The organism is Streptomyces sp. NPDC088730, assembly GCF_044751215.1.
Taxonomy (GTDB): domain Bacteria; phylum Actinomycetota; class Actinomycetes; order Streptomycetales; family Streptomycetaceae; genus Streptomyces.
In genome coordinates this window covers 396,481-413,269 of sequence record NZ_JBIVLK010000002.1, presented here as the reverse complement: position 1 = coordinate 413,269, position 16,789 = coordinate 396,481, and the positions used below count along the sequence as shown (strand labels likewise).

Sequence of the window (16,789 nt, the reverse complement as noted above, 5' to 3'; positions counted from 1 at the left end):
AAATATGTCGAAATATCAATGACTGCGCGAGGCGCGACTGTGGCGCGTCTCACCTACCGATTGTTCGGTCGCGAGCGCATTTTGGCTACAGGCACCATCAGCCTGTGGACAAACGGTTCTCCACAGCCTGGGATGGAGACAGCTCGTCCAGGACAGGGAGGCGCGGGAACATGGCAGCTGAACAAATGGCCGACGGGGGCGAGGACCCCGGCCGGACCCCTCCGGCACGGCCGCTCGACTCCACCGACCGCGCCATCGTCCGGTTGCTCCAGACGGACGGCCGGGCCTCGATACGGTCGGTGGCCGATCGCGTTCACGTGTCGCGCGCCAACGCCTACGCCCGGATCAACCGGCTCATGGACGACGGGGTGATCCGCGGCTTCAGCGCGCGGGTCAACCACGAGAGGGCGGGGCAGGGGGCCTCCGCCTACATCACGCTCAAGATCGTCCAGAACTCCTGGCGCACCGTCCGCGAGCAGCTCCAGGCGCTGCCGGGAGCCACCCACATCGCGCTGGTCAGCGGAGATTTCGATGTCCTGCTGCTGGTGCACACGCAGGACAACCAGTCACTGCGCGATCTGGTGCTGACCAGGATCCAGTCCATCCCGGAGGTGCTTTCCACCCGTACCCTGCTGGTGTTCGAGGAGACGGACCTGGCCCCCGGACCGGACCGCCCCACAGAGCTCACCTGAGGCGCGGCACCCCCGGCCTCGGATGCTCCGGCCTCGGATGCTCCGGCGTCCGAGGCTCCGGCGTCCGAGGCTCCGGCCTTGTTACGACTTCATCCCGTCGAAGGCGAGACGCACGACGGTGTCCGCCAGCTGGTCCTGCTCCGCACCACCGTCCGGCAACGGCCGGTACCACTCCACCAGCGAGTTGACCATGCCGAAGAGCAGCCGGGTCGCAAGGCGTATGTCCACGTCGGAGCGGAGATCGCCGTCCGCGACCGCGGCCTTCAGCAGATCGCCCACGCGCTGGTCGAACTCGCGCCGCCGCTCCAGCGCCCAGCGCTCCGTCTTCGTATTGCCCCGCACCCGGAGCAGCAGTGTGACGTAGGGCAGTTCGGCTATCAGCACCTCGACCGTACGGCGGGTGACGTACTCGACGCGTGCGATCGCGCGCCCCCTCGTCGCACCCGGTTCGTCCAGGATTCCGAAGAGCCCGTCCAGCGCCCGGCTGACCGCTCGCCGCAGCAGCTCCTCCTTGCCGGACACATGGTGGTAGATGGACGACTTGGAGATCCCCGCCGCCTTCGAGAGGTGCTCCATGGACGTGCCGTCGTAGCCGCGCTCGTTGAAGACACGGACGGCGACGGTGAGCAGAGTCTCCGGGGTGTACGTGTCCCGCTTGGCCGTGGTCATGCCAGCGATCCTCCCCTACGAGTTATCCACAGGTTTCGTGGGGCCCCTTGTCCCGACCGATCGTTCGGTTACTCTAACTCTGTCCGCCCGTCCCTGCCCAGCTCGATGAGGAGTTGGTCCGTCATGGCCGCCGAGCTCTCCCCGCACCTGCTGACCGAGAAGCACCGCCCCACGCTCGACCGGGCCCTCGACGCGATCCGCTCGCGTGCGTACTGGTCCCCGCACCCCGAGCACCCCAAGGCGTACGGCGAGGGCGGCGCCCCCGGCAGCCTGGGCGCCGCCGAGGGAAAGTCCGCCTTCGACGCCGTGCTGAACACCCGTATCGACCTCGGTCAGCCGGGCACCGACGGGTGGACGGGCGGGGAGACCTCCCCGTACGGACCGGAGCTCGGCGTCGAGTATCCGCACGCCGATCCGGATGTCCTGATCCCGGCGATGCGCGCCGCAATGCCGGCCTGGCGCGAGGCGGGGCCAGAGACCAGGGCCCTGGTCTGTCTGGAGATCCTGGCCCGGATCAGCGCCCGCACCCATGAGTTCGGCCACGCGGTGATGCACACCAGCGGTCAGGCCTTCATGATGGCGTTCCAGGCCGGTGGCCCGCACGCCCAGGACCGCGGCCTGGAGGCGGTGGCGTACGCCTACGAGGAGCAGACCCGCGCGCCGCAGACGGCGGACTGGTCCAAACCGCAGGGCAAGCGCGATCCGATCGAGCTGCACAAGACGTTCACCGCGGCGGGACGTGGTGTCTCGCTGCTGATCGGCTGCAACACCTTCCCCACGTGGAACGGCTACCCGGGTCTCTTCGCCTCCCTCGCCACCGGCAATCCCGTCCTGGTCAAGCCGCACCCCCGGGCTGTGCTTCCGCTGGCCCTCACGGTCCAGCTGGCGCGCGAGGTGCTCACCGAGGCGGGCTTCGATCCCAACCTGGTCGCGCTGGCCGCCGAGCGGCCCGGCGAGGGCATCGCCAAGTCCCTGGCGCTCCGCCCGGAGATCCGGATCATCGACTACACCGGGTCCACCGCGTTCGGTGACTGGCTGGAGGCCAACGCCCTTCAGGCGCAGGTCTACACGGAGAAGGCCGGGGTCAACACGATCGTCCTCGACTCCACGGACGACTACCGGGGCATGCTCTCCAACCTGGCGTTCTCGCTCTCCCTCTACAGCGGCCAGATGTGTACCACCCCGCAGAACCTGCTGATTCCCCGCAACGGCATCACGACGGACATCGGCGACAAGACGTACGACGACGTGGTCGTCGACATCGCCGCCGCGGTCACCGGTCTCCTCGGTGACGACGCGCGGGCCAACGCCCTCCTCGGCGCCCTGGTCAACCCGGAGGTGCGGGCGCGTCTGGAGTCGGCCGCGCAGCTGGGCGAAGTCGCCCTGCCCTCAAGGGAGGTGGCCAACCCCGACTTCCCGGAGGCGGTGGTCCGTACCCCGCTGATCGTCAAGCTGGACGGCGCCAAGCCGGACGAGGACTCCCCCTACCTGTCGGAGTGCTTCGGTCCGGTCTCGTTCGCCGTCGCGGTCAACTCGACGGCCGACGCCGTGGAGCTCCTGCGCCGGACGGTCCGCGACAAGGGCGCGATGACGGTGGGTGCGTACACCACGTCACCGGAGGTCGAGAGCGCGCTGGTGGACGTCTGCCTGGACGAGTCGGCCCAGCTTTCGCTGAACCTGACGAGCGGGGTGTACGTGAACCAGACCGCGGCGTTCTCCGACTTCCACGGCTCGGGCGGCAACCCTGCGGCCAACGCGGCCCTGTGCGACGGCGCTTTCGTCTCTAACCGCTTCCGCACCCTGGAAGTCCGCCGCCAACGCTGACACCCGCGCCACCCCCTCCCAACCGCCCCGCACCCTCAGCCGACCCCGACCCGCTCTCAGGCGGCCGCACCCTCAGCCGACCCCGGCCCCGTCCCCGCCGGCCGGCACCCTCACCCGACCCTGCTCCCTCCGGACCGACCCGCACCCTCAGCCCGACCCCGGCCCCCTCCCGGTCGGCCGGCCCGCTCCCAGCCGACCCTGCTCACCCCTCCCCGCCGGCCGGCACCTCCACCCGACCCTGCTCCCTCCGGACCGGCCCGCACCCTCGGCCCGTCCGCTCCTGACCGGCCCGCGTCCCCGACCCGTCCGACCTCCACCCGCTCCCGACCGGCCCGCGCCTCCAACCCGTCCAGCCCCCGCTCGCCCCGCTCCCCCCAGCCCGCTCCCCTCCCGGCTCGCCCGCCCCCTCAGCCCGTCCGGCGTTTGAGGACCGGGGGTCCGGGGGCAGAGCCCCCGGTTACGGGAAGGGGCGGGTAGGGGAAGGCCGGCCGCAGGCCCACCCGCACCCGCCCCGGCGCCCGAACCCGCCCTCAGACCCCGCCCCGTCCCTACGCCCCCGCCACAGGAATATCCGCATGCCTCTGCACCCACGCATGCATCGCAATCGCCGCAGCCGCCCCCGCGTTGATCGACCGCGTCGACCCGAACTGCGCGATCGAGCACACCATCGAGGCGTGCTCCCGCGCCTCCTCGGTCAGCCCCGGCCCCTCCTGCCCGAACAGCAGCACGCACCGCCGCGGCAGCGCGGTCCGCTCCAGCGGCACGGCACCCGGCAGATTGTCGATACCGATGATCGGCAGCCCCTCGGCCGCGGCCCAGGCGGTCAGGTCCGCGGTGTCGGGGTGGTGGCGGACATGCTGGTAGCGGTCGGTGACCATCGCCCCGCGCCGGTTCCAGCGCCGCCGCCCCACGATGTGGATCTCCTTGGCGAGGAAGGCGTTCGCGGTGCGCACGACCGAGCCGATATTGAAGTCGTGGCCCCAGTTCTCCACCGCCACATGGAAGTCGTGCCGCCGCAGATCCAGATCGGCGACGATCGCTTCCCGGGTCCAGTACCGGTACGCGTCGCCCACATTGCGCCGGTCGCCGTGAGCGAGCAGCTCGGGGTCGTAACGCTCGCCCACGGGCCAGGGCAGGGGGTGCGGCCCGACACCGATCTCCGTCCCGAACCCGTCGTCGTACTGAGCCGGTTCGCCCACCGCGGACGGCTCGTCCACCACGGCCGACTCGTCCACCACAGACGGCTCGCCCACCACAGGCGACCCCGCCGCCGCGGACTCAACGGTCGACGGATTCCTACTGGTACCGCTGGTACCACTGGTACTGCCGGTGCTACCGGTCTCGCTGCTCACCCGACGAGCGTATGGCCCCCACTGCCGCTGTGCTCCGGTGCCTCCCGGTCCTCGGCCCCGTCCCGGGGTCGCGGGACCTCGCCGCGCCCCTTGGACAGCAGCTCCCGTCCGAGGGCCGCCCGGCCCCCCAGCCACACCAGGAAGACGGTCGGCAGGAAGACGGCGTCCGCGGCGATCATGGCCATCGAGAAGAAGGGCAGCCCCAGCAGCAGGGCGATACCGGCGTGCTCCCCGATCATCACGACGAGCAGGACGTTCTTGACCCGCCGGTTGAACAGGGTGAACGGGAACGCGACCTGCACGATCACCGTGGCGTACGTCAGCACCATCACCATCACCCCGCTTGAGGCGAGGAGGTCCGAGAGCGCGGGCCACGGCGTGAAGTAGTCGAGCTGAAGCGGGAAGTACAGCGCCGTGCCGTCCTGCCACCTCGACCCCTGGATCTTGTACCAGCCGGCGGTGGAGTAGATCAGGCAGACCTCGGCCATGATCACGACGAGGGTGGCGTTGTGCGCGAGGTTGGCGACGACGTCGAGCAGGGTGCGCGGCTCACTGTGCGGCGCGTACCGGTTCACGGCCCACCAGACGCCGTGCCCGGTCCACAGAATCCAGAACAGCACCGGCAGCCATACGGTTCCGCCCAGGTTGTCCGTCCCCGTGGCCCAGACCAGCACGGCCCCGAACGCCACCCACAGCAGCGGACCGGCCATATCCCCACGCGGCGAGCGCCCGCTCTTGTCAGCCTCCACGCCCCCGTCCACTCCCCCTTCCGCGGTCAGCGCCGCCCGCGCTCGGCGCGCCGCACGGCGGGCGTCCAGCGACCAGACCTGGCCGCACCGGGTCAGCACCAGGTAGATCGCCATCAGGTGCAGGACGTTGTCGCCGCCGTCGCCCATGAAGATGCTGCGGTTCTGCAGCGACAGCACTCCGGCCATGAACAGGACGGACATGGCGCGGGTGTGCCAGCCCACCAGCAGCAGCGCGGCGGCGATCAGCGCCAGCGCGTACACGATCTCGAACCAGACGGTGCTGTCCGTCCACATGAGGGTGGTGAAGGCCTGGTTGTTCGAGATCAGCTGTTCCGCCATGTCCCAGCGCCATGGGGCGTCGGGGCCGTACATCTCATGCCGGTGCGGCAGCTCCCGCAGCAGGAACAGCAGGTACGTGGCCGAGAAGCCGATCCGGATGACGGCACTCTGGTACGGGCCGAGGGACGAGGCGGTGATGCGCTGGATGCCACGGGCGAGCCCACGCGTGCGGCGGGACGGGCTCACTGGTCCGGGCATGCTCCTGGGTCCAGGTGTGCTCACTGGTCCGAGCGTGCTCACTGGTCCGTCTCCTTCGGGTCCGCCGAGCCCTCGGGGAGGTCGGCTGCGGTGACGTTCCACCACGGCAGCACCCGGTAGGACGGTTTCGTACTGATCTTCTCGTCGCTCCACGGAGGCGCCGCGACGGACCGCACCTCGGAGCGGACCTGGATCCGTTCGACGGTGCCGCCGTAGTCGTGCTCACCGAGACGCAGCATGACTATCCGGCGGATGTACTGCTCGGAGAGGGTGCCGCGCAGCCCGTTGGCCCGGTTCTTGCTGTCGTGGGACCCGAGGTAGAAGTCCCAGCCCCGGCGGAGTTCGTTCTGCTGGACGTGGCTGGGCAGCGGATTGCCGCGTATCGCCTTGCCGTCCTCGCCCGAGAGGCTCATCCAGGGGGTTGTACGACGGCCGTCGGACCCTGCGATCTCAGCACGCACGTGTACGGCGACGTTCTGCTGCAGCGGATTGGGGGCGAACAGCTTCCAGTTCTGCTCGAACTCCGGATAGATCCATTCGTCCACCCCCTTGCCGTGCTGCTTGGTCAGGGTGTTGGAGGGGGCGACGTGCAGAAACACCATCACCAGCTGCGTGCAGGTGACCAGCCCGATCACCGCGAGCGCCACAGCTGCGGCGACCTGGTACGGAAACGACAGCCCGGCCATTCCGGAACGGGACTCCGGACCAGGGTCCGTACCCGGGACCGGACCGGGTATCGGATTCGGACTCGGACTCGGCTCCGGATCGGCCCGGGGGTCCGGCTCCGCACGGGGGTCGGGAACCGTTGGATGTGCCCCCGAATCGGGACCGGCCAGGCGTCCGTCACTGCCGCCGACGCCCCTGTCGTCGTACGAATCCATCCCGCCCCGATCCCCGTCGATCCCGGTCAGTTATCCACAGGGTTGACACCCTACGGGCCGCAGACTCACCATTGAAGACATTGAACCGAACGATCGGTCGGTAGGGAGTCCGGGATGGCGGCATTGACTGCGGGCCAGGCAGCGCAGGCGACAGCGGGCAGCACCGATGGGGCGGACGGAGCCCCGGCGGCGGCCTTCGCCGCCGCGGTGGCCGCCGACGAGCGCATCGAGCCGCGGGACTGGATGCCCGATGCCTACCGCGCCTCGCTGGTCAGGCAAATGGCCCAGCACGCCCACTCCGAGATCATCGGCATGCAGCCCGAGGCCAACTGGATCACCCGCGCGCCCTCGCTGCGCCGTAAGGCGATCCTGATCGCCAAGGTGCAGGACGAGGCGGGGCACGGCCTCTACCTCTACAGCGCGGCCGAGACCCTCGGCACCGGTCGTGAGGAGCTGCTCGACAAGCTCCACGCGGGCCGCCAGCGCTACTCGTCGATCTTCAACTACCCCACCCTGACCTGGGCGGACGTCGGCGCGATCGGCTGGCTCGTGGACGGCGCGGCGATCACCAACCAGGTGCCCCTGTGCCGCTGCTCCTACGGCCCCTACGCCCGCGCGATGGTCCGCATCTGCAAGGAGGAGTCCTTCCACCAGCGCCAGGGCTACGAGCTGCTGCTGGCCCTCAGCGGCGGCACCGCTGCCCAGCACGAGATGGCCCAGGACGCGGTGAACCGCTGGTGGTGGCCGTCCCTGATGATGTTCGGCCCGCCGGACGATGCCTCGTCGCACTCCGCCCAGTCGATGGCCTGGAAGATCAAGCGCCATTCCAACGACGAGCTGCGGCAGCGCTTCGTCGACATCTGCGTCCCGCAGGCGGAGGTGCTGGGCCTCACCCTCCCCGACCCGGACCTCCGGTGGAACGAGGAGCGCGGTCAGCACGATTTCGGGGCGATCGACTGGACGGAGTTCCAGGAGGTCCTGAAGGGCAACGGCCCGTGCAACGAGGAGCGCCTCACCCAGCGCCGCCGGGCACACGAGGAAGGCGCCTGGGTCCGCGAGGCAGCCGCCGCCTACGCACAGAAGCAACAGAACCAACACGACCAACAGAGCGAGCGCAAGCAGCGCACGCAACAAACGCAGCACAAGCAGCACACGCAGACGACGGTCGTACCGAACGGGGAGGCGACAGCATGAGCAGCTCGACGGAATGGCCGCTGTGGGAGGTGTTCGTGCGCTCGCGGCGTGGCCTCTCCCACACCCACGCCGGCAGCCTGCACGCCCCGGACGCCGAGATGGCGCTGCGCAACGCACGCGATCTGTACACGCGCCGGTCGGAAGGGGTCTCCGTCTGGGTGGTGCCGTCCACCCAGATCACGGCGTCCTCGCCGGACGAGAAGGACACGTTCTTCGAACCGGCCGGTGACAAGCCCTACCGGCACCCCACGTTCTACAAGATCCCGGAAGGGGTGAAGCACCTGTGACCGCGGCCCTCGCCCTGGGCGACGACGCGCTGGTGCTGTCGCACCGGCTGGGGGAGTGGGCGGGCCACGCCCCCGTGCTGGAGGAGGAGGTGGCCCTCGCCAACATCGCCCTGGACCTGCTGGGCCAGGCCCGCCTGCTGCTCTCCCTCGTCAGGGACGAGGACGAGCTGGCGTATCTGCGCGAGGAGCGCGCCTTCCGCAACGTCCAGCTGGTCGAGCAGCCGAACGGCGACTTCGCCCACACCATCGCCCGCCAGCTCTACTTCTCCGTCCACCAGCACGGACTGTACGAGCGGCTGGCGGCCGGTGACGGCGAGTTCGCGGGCATCGCGGCGAAGGCCGTCAAGGAGGTCGCCTACCACCGGGACCACGCCGAGCAGTGGACCCTGCGCCTGGGGGACGGCACGCCGGAGAGCCACGACCGGATGCAGCGCGCGGTGGACGCGCTGTGGCGTTTCACCGGTGAGCTGTCCCAGCCGGTCGAAGGCGTCGAGGTGGACTGGAACGCCCTGCGGAGCGACTGGCTGGCGTCCGTCACCACCGTTCTGGAGCGTGCCACGCTGACCGTGCCGACCGGCCCGCAGACCGGCGCCTGGACGGCTGGAGCGGGCCGTCAGGGCATCCACACGGAGCCCTTCGGCCGGATGATCGCCGAGATGCAGCACCTGCACCGCAGCCACCCGGGGGCGTCATGGTGACCCGCACGGCGCTGGAGGATGAGCTGCGCGGCCTCGCCGGCTCCGTCCCGGACCCGGAGCTGCCGGTGCTGACCCTGGAGGAGCTGGGCGTGCTCCGGGGCGTGGAGGTGCTGGCGCCGGGCCGCGTCACGGTCCGGCTCACCCCCACCTACACCGGCTGTCCCGCGATAGAGACGATGTCCACGGACATCGAGCGCGTGCTGCTCGACCACGGCATGACCGAGGTCTCCGTGGTCACCGTCCTCACCCCGGCCTGGTCCACGGACGACATCAGCGCGGAAGGGCGCCGCAAGCTCACCGAGTTCGGCATAGCGCCGCCTCGGTCGCACGACGCGGCCTCGTCCGCAGCCGGCCCCGTGCCGCTCGCCCTGTCGGTGCGCTGTCCGCACTGCGGCTCCACCGATACGGAGCTGCTGAGCCGGTTCTCGTCCACCGCCTGCAAGGCACTGCGCAGGTGTGTTTCTTGCCGCGAACCGTTCGACCACTTCAAGGAGTTGTAGATGTTCCATCCGCTCCGGGTCAGCGCGATCGAACGGCTCACGGACGATTCGGTCGCTGTCGACTTCGCCGTGCCGCCGGATCTGCGCGAGACCTTCCGCCACAGGCCCGGCCAGCACCTCAATGTCCGCTACACCGTCGACGGTGAGGAGGTCCGCCGCTCGTACTCGATCTGCGCACCGGCCACCGAGCAGCCGGCCGGCCCGAGCCTGCGGGTGGGCATCCGGCTCGTCGACGGCGGCGTGTTCTCCACCTACGCGCTGAAGGAACTCGCGGTCGGCGACCAGGTCGAGGCGATGCCCCCGATGGGCCGCTTCGTACTCACCCCGCGCCCCGGGCAGTTCGCGGCGATCGTGGGCGGCAGCGGGATCACCCCGGTGCTGTCCATCGCGGCGACGCTGCTGTCGCGGGAACCCGACGCCTCGTTCTGCCTGATCCGCAGTGACCGGACCGCGGCGTCGACGATGTTCCTGGACGAGGTCGCCGACCTCAAGGACCGCTACCCGGACCGGTTCCAGCTGGTCACCGCGCTCTCCAGGGAGGAGCAGCAGGCCGGTCTCCCCTCGGGCAGGCTGGACGTCGACCGGCTCACCGACCTGCTGCCCGCGCTGCTGCCGGTGGCCGATGTGGACGGCTGGTATCTGTGTGGCCCGCTCGGCCTGGTCCGGGCCGCCGAGGGCGCGCTGCACGGCCTGGGGGTCGAGCGGGCCCGGATCCACCAGGAGATCTTCCACGTCGACGACGGGCCCGGCGCCGCCGTCCGCCCCCGGATCGAGGCCCCGGCGGACAGCATGCTCACGGCGACCCTGGACGGCCGCTCGGGCAAGTGGCCCGTGCGGGAGGGCGAATCGCTGCTGGAGACGGTGCTCCGCAGCCGCTCGGACGCGCCGTACGCCTGCAAGGGGGGCGTGTGCGGTACGTGCAGGGCCTTCCTGGTCTCGGGCGAGGTACGGATGGACCGCAACTTCGCGCTCGAACCGGAAGAGACGGGGGCCGGCTATGTACTGGCCTGCCAGTCCCATCCGGTGACCGGGGAGGTGGAGCTCGACTTCGACCGGTGAGCGCGCCGCTCGGCGAAGCCGCACCGCACCGCACCTGTTCCCTTCTTGTAGAACCTGTTCTATCTTGACGCTCCGTCAGGTCCGGTACGGGCACAGCGGTTCGCGGGAGGCCAGGACAGTGGACTTCACCTACACCGAGGAACAGCAGGCAGCCGCAGAGGCGGCACGGGCGGTCTTCTCCGGCGTCGCGCCCGACGGGGTTCCCAGCCCCGCACTCGTACCGGGTGCGGTGGCCGAGGACATCGACAGGCCGCTGTGGGCCGGGCTCGCCGCCGGGGATCTGCTGAGCCTGACGCTTTCGCCCGAGCACGGCGGGGCCGGCCTCGACCTGATCGCGCTGTGCCTGGTGCTGCGCGAGTCCGCGAAGGTCCTCGCCCGGGTGCCGCTGCTGGAGACGTGCGCGGTCGCGATGGCGCTCCAGCGGTACGGAGACCAAGGGCTGGCCGCCGAGTTGCTGCCCGGCGTCGGCCGCGGCGAGCTCGTCCTCACCGTCGGTGCCAATGGGCGCACCGGCCACGATCCGGCCGAACTCGCCGTCACCGCCCGCCCGGACGACACCGGGGACAAGGGCGACAGCTCGGAAGCCGGCTGGGTGCTGGACGGTGTGCAGTCGGCCGTGCCGTGGGCGCGGACAGCGGACTGGATCGCGGTGCCCGCCCACACCGGGGACGGCCGCGCCGTTGTGGCCATGGTCCGTCGCGGCCACGACGGCCTCACCATCGCGGAGCAGGTCTCCACCAGCGGCGAACCATTCGGCGAGGTACGGCTGGACGCGGTACGGATCGCGCCCCGCGAGCTGATCGACGCCGCAGGCGCCTGGGAGTGGCTGCGCGCACTGCTCACCACCGGCACCTGCGCGCTCGCGCTGGGGCTGGGCGAGGCGGTGCTGGCCATGACGAGCGAATACACCGGGAAGCGCGAGCAGTTCGGCTTCCCGGTGGCGACCTTCCAAGCCGTCGCCGTACAGGCCGCTGACCGCTACATAGACCTGCGGGCCATGGAGGTGACCCTCTGGCAGGCCGCCTGGCGGATCGCCACCGGCGGGAGTGGCGCGCTGCCCCCGACGGGCGATGTCGCCGTGGCGAAGATCTGGGCGTCGGACGGGGTCCGCCGGGTCGTGCAGACAGCACAGCACCTGCACGGCGGCTTCGGCGCGGACACCGACTACCCCTTGCACCGCTTCCACGCCTGGGCGAAGCAGATCGAGCTCTCCCTCGGCCCGGCCGCCGCCCACGAGGAGACTCTGGGCGACCTGCTGGCCGCACACTCCCTGGACTGACCCGCACCGCCGCCGGGGAGCCGGAAGAGCCGTCCTGGCCGGAGACAGCCAGGAGACACCCAAGCCCCAGTCTCCCGGGCCCAGACCCCGGGCTACGGATCCCAGTCCCCCGGCCCAGCCTCCGGGCGGCAGTTCCCAGGCCGCGGACGCCAAGCCCCAAGCCCCAGGCCCAGACCCCGGCAGCGGGTCCCAAGCCCCCAGACCCCAAGCCCAGCCCCCGAGCGGCGGGTCCCAGGCCCCAGGCACAAAGCCCCAGACCCCGGCCGACGGGTCCCAAGCCCCGGGCGCAAAGCCCCAGACCCCCGGGCAGCGGGCGATTCAGGCCACGAAGGCGGGGTTTCCGCTGTCGGTGACCATCGGGCGACCGGCGGCATCCCAGGCGAGCATTCCGCCGTCGATGTTCACGGCGTCGATGCCCTGCTGCACCAGGTACTGGGTGACCTGGGCGGACCGGCCGCCGACCCGGCACATCACATACACGCGCCGACCGTCCTCCGCCGCCTCCGTCAGCTCACCGAAGCGGCCCACGAAGCCGCTCATCGGGATGTGCAGGGCGCCGTCGACGTGCCCGGCCGCCCATTCCTCGTCCTCCCGTACGTCCAGCACGAGGCCGTCCGCCGGCACCGCCGTCACATCGACCGTGGGAAGCGGGCCGAAATTCATGGGTCATGCCTTCTCTCGTTGGTTACGCTCCGAAATCCCCGGAAACGCTACTGCACCAGGGCTGCCAGCTCCGCCTCACGCCGCGACACCTCGCCCAGCAGTTGATCCGCGATCTCTTCGAGCAAGTGGTCCGGATCATCCGGGGCCATCCGCAGCATGGCGCCGATCGCGCTCTGCTCCAGCTCCTGGGCGAGCACCGTCAGGAGTTCCTTGCGCTGGGTCAGCCAGTTCAGCCGGGCGTAGAGCTCATCGGCCTCACCCAGCTCCGGCTCCGGAGCGGCCGGCCCGGCCGCCCACTCCTGGGCCAGCTCCTTGAGCAGTTCCTCGTCCCCGCGCCCGTAGGCGGCGTTGACGCGGGTGATGAACTCGTCCCGGCGGGCCCGCTCCTCCTCGTCCTGGGCCAGATCCGGATGGGCCTTGCGCGCCAGCTCGCGGTACAGCTTGCGGGCCTCCTCGGTCGGCCGGACCCGCTTCGGCGGCCGGACGGGCTGCTCGGTCAGCATCGCGCTCGCCTCGGGGGACAGCCCGTCGGAGTCCATCCAGTCGTGGAACAGCTCGTCCACACCCGGCATGGGCATCACGACCGCCCGCGCCTCCTGCGCCTTGCGCAGATCCTCGGGGTCGCCGGTCATCGCGGCCCGTGCCTCTGCGATCTGCGCATCGAGCTCGTCGAGACGCGCGTACATCGGACCCAGCCGCTGGTGATGCAGCCGGGAGAAGTTCTCCACCTCCACCCGGAAGGTCTCCACCGCGATCTCGAACTCGATCAGGGCCTGCTCGGCGACCCGCACGGCATGCGCGAGACGCGCCTCGGGCCGCGGCTGCCCGGCGGGCCCGCCGCCGACGCCCTCGGCCGGGACCCCGGCGGGGGGAGCGGTCTCGGCGCCCGCGTCGTCCGGGCGCCCGGCCCGCTCGTCCTGCCGGTTCTGGTCCTGGTCCTGGTCCTGCGAACCGTGGCCCTGCACGTCCTGGTCCTGCACGTCCTGGTCCTGCCGGTCGTCGTCCTGCCGGTCATCGTCGTTCCGGGTGGTCGGCACCCCGGCGGCTTCGTGGGTCACCCGTCCAGCGTATGGCCACGGCCAACGCCCCGGAGACGCGCGGTCCGCGCAACGGGTGTCACATCCCCGGCTCGGCTGCTGTCCGGCCCGCGCCTATCGCCCGCACGAGCTCGGCGTGATCCGCCTCCGTACGGTCCGCGTAGGTCACCGCGAACGCGGCCACCGCCTCGTCCAGCTCGTCGTTCTTGCCGCAGTAGCCCGAGATGAGCCTCGGGTCGGCGGAGTGTGCGTGCGCCCTGGCCAGCAGCGCGCCGGTCATCCGGCCGTAGTCGTCGACCTGGTCGGCGGCCAGGGCCGCCGGGTCGACGCTGCCCTTGCGGTTCCTGAACTGCCTCACCTGGAAGGGCCGCCCGTCCACGGTCGTCCAGCCGAGCAGGATGTCGCTGACGACCTGCATCCGCTTCTGCCCGAGCACCACCCGGCGTCCCTCGTGCTCCACCTCCGGCACCTCGAACCCGGCAGCGGGCAGGTACGGGGCCAGCACCGAGGGCCTGGCCTCCTTCACCTGAAGCACCAGCGGCTCACCCCGGTGATCCAGCAGCAGCACCACATAGGACCGGGTCCCCACGCTCCCCGTGCCGACCACCCGGAACGCCACATCGTGGATCGCGTACCGGGCGAGCAGCGGCACCCGGTCCGGCGAGACGGTGCCCAGGTAGTCACCGAGCCCCGCCGCCACGGCCGCGGCCTCCGCGTCCGGCACCCGGCGCAGCACCGGCGGCGCGTCGACGAAGCGGCGTCCGCCGTCCCCCGACTCCTCGGTGGACTTCGCGGCGAAGCGGGCGCTGGTGTTGTTGCGGGCCTTCTCGGAGACCCGCTCCAGCGTGCCGAGCAGATCACGCGCGTCCGTGTGCGAGACGAGCTCCTCGTCCGCGATGGCGTTCCAGGCGTCGAGCGCGGGCAGCTTGGCCAGCAGCCGCATCGTCCGCCGGTAGGCACCCACCGTGTCGTAGGCACCCCTGCGGCACGTCTCCTCGTCCGCGCCCGCCTCACGGCCCGCGAGCACCAGCGAGGTGGCCAGACGCTTGAGATCCCACTCCCACGGCCCGGTCACGGTCTCGTCGAAGTCGTTCAGGTCGATGACCAGGTTGCCGCGCGCATCGCCGTACAGACCGAAGTTGGCCGCGTGGGCGTCGCCGCAGAGCTGGGCCGCCACACCCGTGACAGGGGTGCCCACCAGATCGTGGGCCATCAGCCCGGCCGAACCCCGGAGGAAGGCGAACGGGGTGGCGGCCATTCGCCCCACCCGGATCGGCGTGAGCTCGGGCACCCGGCCCCGGTTCGACTCCTCGACCGCCCGCACCGCGTCGGGCCTGCCCCCGGGCAGGGCCAGCGACGCGTGCGAGGACCGGGGCACACGCTCACGCAGCGCCTTGCCCGCGTCCCGCGGCGACTGCGGCCCGCCGGGCCCCTCCGGATACGCGCGGCGGGCGAACCCGGGCACGACCGGAATGCGCGGCTCCCCCTCCACGGCCCGCTGTACCGGCACCGCCGCTTCGATCTCACCCATGGCGCACAGCTCCCCCGGCCTCGCCCGAAGCCGCCGTCCGGCGACCCGGTCCAACATCAACTGCCGACGAAGGTACCGCCGTTCACCGGCAGCCGTCTCCCCCTGTGGATGACCGCTCCGAGCACCTGTGGACAACCTCCGGCACAGCCGGTCCCGGTGTTCCTCCCGGCAAGCTCTGCCGGGAGGAACACCAGCGACTAGCAGCCGCCCCCGCCGTCCGTCAGATGCGTCTCCGCCCAGCGCCCCAGCTCCTTGAGCGCGGGCTCCATCGCGGCCCCGGCCTGGGTCAGGCGGTACGAAACCCGCAGCGGCGGCCCCTCGTCGACCTCCCGGACCACCAGACCCGCCGTCCCCAGTTCGGACAGCCGGTCCGAGAGCATGCGCTCACTGATGCCGGGAATCGCTCGCCGCAGATCGGCGAAGTGCACGGGCTGCTGCATCAGCACGGAGACGATCGGCCCCGTCCAACGCTTGCCGAACAGCTCGAAGACGCGGCTGATGCTCACGTCGACCCGTCGGCACGCCTGCTCGCTGTGATCCGCCATACGCCCAGGGTACTGCGCCATCACCAGGGACTTACGATTAGTAAGCCACTATGCTATTACTAGGTACATACGAAAACTAGGCCCGCCTCACCAGCCCGCCTGGCTACTGACCCCCTGGAGACACCCATGGCCACCCTTCTGCACCTCGACTCCGCCGTCTTCCCGCAGGGATCCGCGTCGCGCGAGGTCACCGCCGCGTTCGTGGAGGCCTGGCGCGAGCAGCACCCCGACGGGCAGGTCGTCTACCGCGATCTCGCCGCCGACCCACTGCCGCACCTGGACGCCGCGGCCGCCGCCGCGGGCGCCGAGCACCCGCTGCGCAGCGAACTGGCCGCCGAGCTGATCGCCGCCGACGCGGTGCTGATCGGGGCACCGATGTACAACTTCTCGATTCCGTCGACCCTGAAGGCGTGGCTCGACCACGTGATCATCGCGGGCCACAACACCGGCCCCGACAGCCCGCTTGCCGGTACCCCGATCACGGTCGTCGCCAGCCGCGGCGGTTCCTACGCCGCCGGCACCCCGCGCGAGGGCGCCGAGTTCGTCCAGAACTATCTGGCGACGCTGCTGACCTCCATGTTTGCCGCCGAGGTCGACTTCATCGTCCCGGAGCTCACCCTGGCCCACAGCAATCCGGCGATGGCCGAGCTGATCCCGCTCGCCGAGGTCTCCCGCGCGAAGGCGCTCACCGACGCCACGGAGAAGGCCAAGAGCCTCGCATCCCGGCTCGCCGCCTGAAACGCCGAAACACCCGAAACACCCGAAACACCTGAGGCCGCCTGAGAGATCCCAGGCGCCCGCATGCGTACGGAGGGCCGGGGCCCCATGGGGCCCCGGCCCTCCGTATAACGATCCCAGCACTCCTGCCCCGGCCGACTCCCGCCGCCCTCCCCATCGGCGGACGACAACCGTCAGGCATCAGTCGGCAGGCATCAATCGGGCGTTTCACGTGAAACCAAGACCGGCCAACACCCACACCGGAACGCCCCACAGCGGGGCGGGAGTCGGGCCGGAGCCGGGCGGCGGGGGCCAAACCGAAGAAGCCCCGCAGACCGTGGTCTGCGGGGCTTCTCTCTTGTGCGCGAGGGGGGATTTGAACCCCCACGTCCCAAAGGACACTGGCACCTGAAGCCAGCGCGTCTGCCGTTCCGCCACTCGCGCATGAGTGGTGTTTCCAGAATCTCTCACTTTTCGGTGCGAGCTCCTGGCGACATCTGGAAGATTAGCACGCTGGACAGGGCGGATTCACATCCCTTTGTTTCGTCGAACGCCTGACGGGAACCGGGAACCCG

General features: G+C 70.8%; 17 protein-coding genes and 1 tRNA gene. 9 read left to right on the top strand and 9 right to left on the bottom strand.

Features of this window, described 5'->3' with window-relative positions:
* Positions 1-185: 185 nt before the first annotated feature.
* Entirely contained in the window at positions 186-692 is a 507-nt protein-coding gene (locus tag ACIP89_RS08605; protein WP_390088865.1) for an Lrp/AsnC family transcriptional regulator, read from the top strand.
* 81 nt (positions 693-773) lie between these two features.
* Here ACIP89_RS08605 and ACIP89_RS08600 read toward each other — a convergent pair whose 3' ends face one another.
* The gene (locus ACIP89_RS08600; protein ID WP_401924880.1) at positions 774-1,361 is read right to left on the bottom strand and encodes a TetR/AcrR family transcriptional regulator; all 588 of its coding nucleotides are present in this window, start codon (positions 1,359-1,361) and stop codon (positions 774-776) included.
* A gap of 123 nt (positions 1,362-1,484) precedes the next feature.
* Here ACIP89_RS08600 and paaN point away from each other — a divergent pair, with 123 nt between their 5' ends.
* Positions 1,485-3,185 (top strand): phenylacetic acid degradation protein PaaN, encoded by a 1,701-nt coding sequence (gene paaN, locus ACIP89_RS08595; RefSeq protein ID WP_402113853.1) that lies wholly within the window; start codon positions 1,485-1,487, stop codon positions 3,183-3,185.
* A gap of 548 nt (positions 3,186-3,733) precedes the next feature.
* Here the strand turns inward: paaN and ACIP89_RS08590 are convergent.
* The 3 genes from ACIP89_RS08590 to ACIP89_RS08580 are packed head-to-tail and all read right to left on the bottom strand — an operon-like array spanning position 3,734 to position 6,704.
* A complete protein-coding gene (locus tag ACIP89_RS08590; protein WP_402113852.1) occupies positions 3,734-4,537 on the bottom strand; it encodes a TrmH family RNA methyltransferase in 804 nt (267 codons plus the stop codon).
* Positions 4,534-5,823: an HTTM domain-containing protein gene (locus ACIP89_RS08585; protein WP_402113850.1), complete on the bottom strand. Its 1,290-nt coding sequence runs from the start codon at positions 5,821-5,823 to the stop codon at positions 4,534-4,536. Before ACIP89_RS08585 ends, ACIP89_RS08590 begins: the two co-directional genes overlap by 4 nt.
* A 38-nt stretch (positions 5,824-5,861) precedes the next feature.
* Positions 5,862-6,704 (bottom strand): DUF5819 family protein, encoded by an 843-nt coding sequence (locus ACIP89_RS08580; protein WP_401926122.1) that lies wholly within the window; start codon positions 6,702-6,704, stop codon positions 5,862-5,864.
* Positions 6,705-6,818: 114 nt separating this feature from the next.
* Between ACIP89_RS08580 and paaA the strand changes: the two genes are divergently transcribed.
* The 6 genes from paaA (at position 6,819) to ACIP89_RS08550 (ending at position 11,721) form a co-directional block, all read left to right on the top strand.
* Entirely contained in the window at positions 6,819-7,898 is a 1,080-nt protein-coding gene (gene paaA / locus ACIP89_RS08575) for a 1,2-phenylacetyl-CoA epoxidase subunit PaaA (RefSeq protein ID WP_402113849.1), read from the top strand.
* Complete coding sequence (gene paaB, locus ACIP89_RS08570) at positions 7,895-8,185, top strand: 1,2-phenylacetyl-CoA epoxidase subunit PaaB (protein ID WP_311304484.1); 291 nt, start codon at positions 7,895-7,897, stop codon at positions 8,183-8,185. Before paaA ends, paaB begins: the two co-directional genes overlap by 4 nt.
* Entirely contained in the window at positions 8,182-8,883 is a 702-nt protein-coding gene (gene paaC / locus ACIP89_RS08565) for a 1,2-phenylacetyl-CoA epoxidase subunit PaaC (protein WP_402113848.1), read from the top strand. Before paaB ends, paaC begins: the two co-directional genes overlap by 4 nt.
* Positions 8,877-9,383, top strand: coding sequence for a 1,2-phenylacetyl-CoA epoxidase subunit PaaD (gene paaD, locus ACIP89_RS08560; RefSeq protein ID WP_401924896.1), 507 nt, complete (start codon positions 8,877-8,879; stop codon positions 9,381-9,383). Before paaC ends, paaD begins: the two co-directional genes overlap by 7 nt.
* Positions 9,384-10,442: a 2Fe-2S iron-sulfur cluster-binding protein gene (locus ACIP89_RS08555; protein WP_402113847.1), complete on the top strand. Its 1,059-nt coding sequence runs from the start codon at positions 9,384-9,386 to the stop codon at positions 10,440-10,442. It abuts the gene before it with no gap.
* Positions 10,443-10,560: 118 nt separating this feature from the next.
* Positions 10,561-11,721, top strand: a complete 1,161-nt coding sequence (locus tag ACIP89_RS08550; RefSeq protein ID WP_402114564.1) for an acyl-CoA dehydrogenase family protein — start codon at positions 10,561-10,563, stop codon at positions 11,719-11,721.
* A gap of 318 nt (positions 11,722-12,039) precedes the next feature.
* Here ACIP89_RS08550 and ACIP89_RS08545 read toward each other — a convergent pair whose 3' ends face one another.
* The 4 genes from ACIP89_RS08545 to ACIP89_RS08530 all read right to left on the bottom strand — a co-directional run bounded on the left by ACIP89_RS08545 (position 12,040) and on the right by ACIP89_RS08530 (position 15,497).
* Positions 12,040-12,384, bottom strand: coding sequence for a rhodanese-like domain-containing protein (locus ACIP89_RS08545; protein ID WP_401924901.1), 345 nt, complete (start codon positions 12,382-12,384; stop codon positions 12,040-12,042).
* Between the two features lie 47 nt (positions 12,385-12,431).
* On the bottom strand, positions 12,432-13,442 hold the full coding sequence (locus ACIP89_RS08540; RefSeq protein ID WP_402113845.1) for a J domain-containing protein: 1,011 nt from the start codon (positions 13,440-13,442) through the stop codon (positions 12,432-12,434).
* 58 nt (positions 13,443-13,500) lie between these two features.
* Entirely contained in the window at positions 13,501-14,952 is a 1,452-nt protein-coding gene (locus ACIP89_RS08535) for a DUF2252 domain-containing protein (RefSeq protein ID WP_402113844.1), read from the bottom strand.
* 197 nt (positions 14,953-15,149) lie between these two features.
* Positions 15,150-15,497: a winged helix-turn-helix transcriptional regulator gene (locus ACIP89_RS08530; protein WP_390088369.1), complete on the bottom strand. Its 348-nt coding sequence runs from the start codon at positions 15,495-15,497 to the stop codon at positions 15,150-15,152.
* Positions 15,498-15,623: 126 nt separating this feature from the next.
* On the opposite strand from ACIP89_RS08530, the gene ACIP89_RS08525 reads away from it, so the two are divergent.
* Positions 15,624-16,235 carry an FMN-dependent NADH-azoreductase gene (locus tag ACIP89_RS08525; protein ID WP_401924908.1) on the top strand — a complete coding sequence of 204 codons (612 nt, stop codon included), beginning with the start codon at positions 15,624-15,626 and terminating at the stop codon, positions 16,233-16,235.
* 340 nt (positions 16,236-16,575) lie between these two features.
* Here the strand turns inward: ACIP89_RS08525 and ACIP89_RS08520 are convergent.
* Positions 16,576-16,658 (bottom strand) — tRNA-Leu (locus tag ACIP89_RS08520).
* Positions 16,659-16,789: the final 131 nt, after the last annotated feature.

Bases quoted from the DNA above. Each gene is read 5' to 3' on its own strand.
- paaN (WP_402113853.1), top strand. From the start codon at position 1,485: ATGGCCGCCGAGCTCTCCCCGCACCTGCTGACCGAGAAGCACCGCCCC.
- ACIP89_RS08525 (WP_401924908.1), top strand. From the start codon at position 15,624: ATGGCCACCCTTCTGCACCTCGACTCCGCCGTCTTCCCGCAGGGATCC.
- ACIP89_RS08555 (WP_402113847.1), top strand. From the start codon at position 9,384: ATGTTCCATCCGCTCCGGGTCAGCGCGATCGAACGGCTCACGGACGAT.
- paaD (WP_401924896.1), top strand. From the start codon at position 8,877: ATGGTGACCCGCACGGCGCTGGAGGATGAGCTGCGCGGCCTCGCCGGC.
- ACIP89_RS08605 (WP_390088865.1), top strand. From the start codon at position 186: ATGGCCGACGGGGGCGAGGACCCCGGCCGGACCCCTCCGGCACGGCCG.
- paaB (WP_311304484.1), top strand. From the start codon at position 7,895: ATGAGCAGCTCGACGGAATGGCCGCTGTGGGAGGTGTTCGTGCGCTCG.
- ACIP89_RS08545 (WP_401924901.1), bottom strand. From the start codon at position 12,384: ATGAATTTCGGCCCGCTTCCCACGGTCGATGTGACGGCGGTGCCGGCG.
- ACIP89_RS08585 (WP_402113850.1), bottom strand. From the start codon at position 5,823: ATGCCCGGACCAGTGAGCCCGTCCCGCCGCACGCGTGGGCTCGCCCGT.
- ACIP89_RS08580 (WP_401926122.1), bottom strand. From the start codon at position 6,704: ATGGATTCGTACGACGACAGGGGCGTCGGCGGCAGTGACGGACGCCTG.
- ACIP89_RS08530 (WP_390088369.1), bottom strand. From the start codon at position 15,497: ATGGCGGATCACAGCGAGCAGGCGTGCCGACGGGTCGACGTGAGCATC.
- ACIP89_RS08600 (WP_401924880.1), bottom strand. From the start codon at position 1,361: ATGACCACGGCCAAGCGGGACACGTACACCCCGGAGACTCTGCTCACC.
- ACIP89_RS08535 (WP_402113844.1), bottom strand. From the start codon at position 14,952: ATGGGTGAGATCGAAGCGGCGGTGCCGGTACAGCGGGCCGTGGAGGGG.
- paaA (WP_402113849.1), top strand. From the start codon at position 6,819: ATGGCGGCATTGACTGCGGGCCAGGCAGCGCAGGCGACAGCGGGCAGC.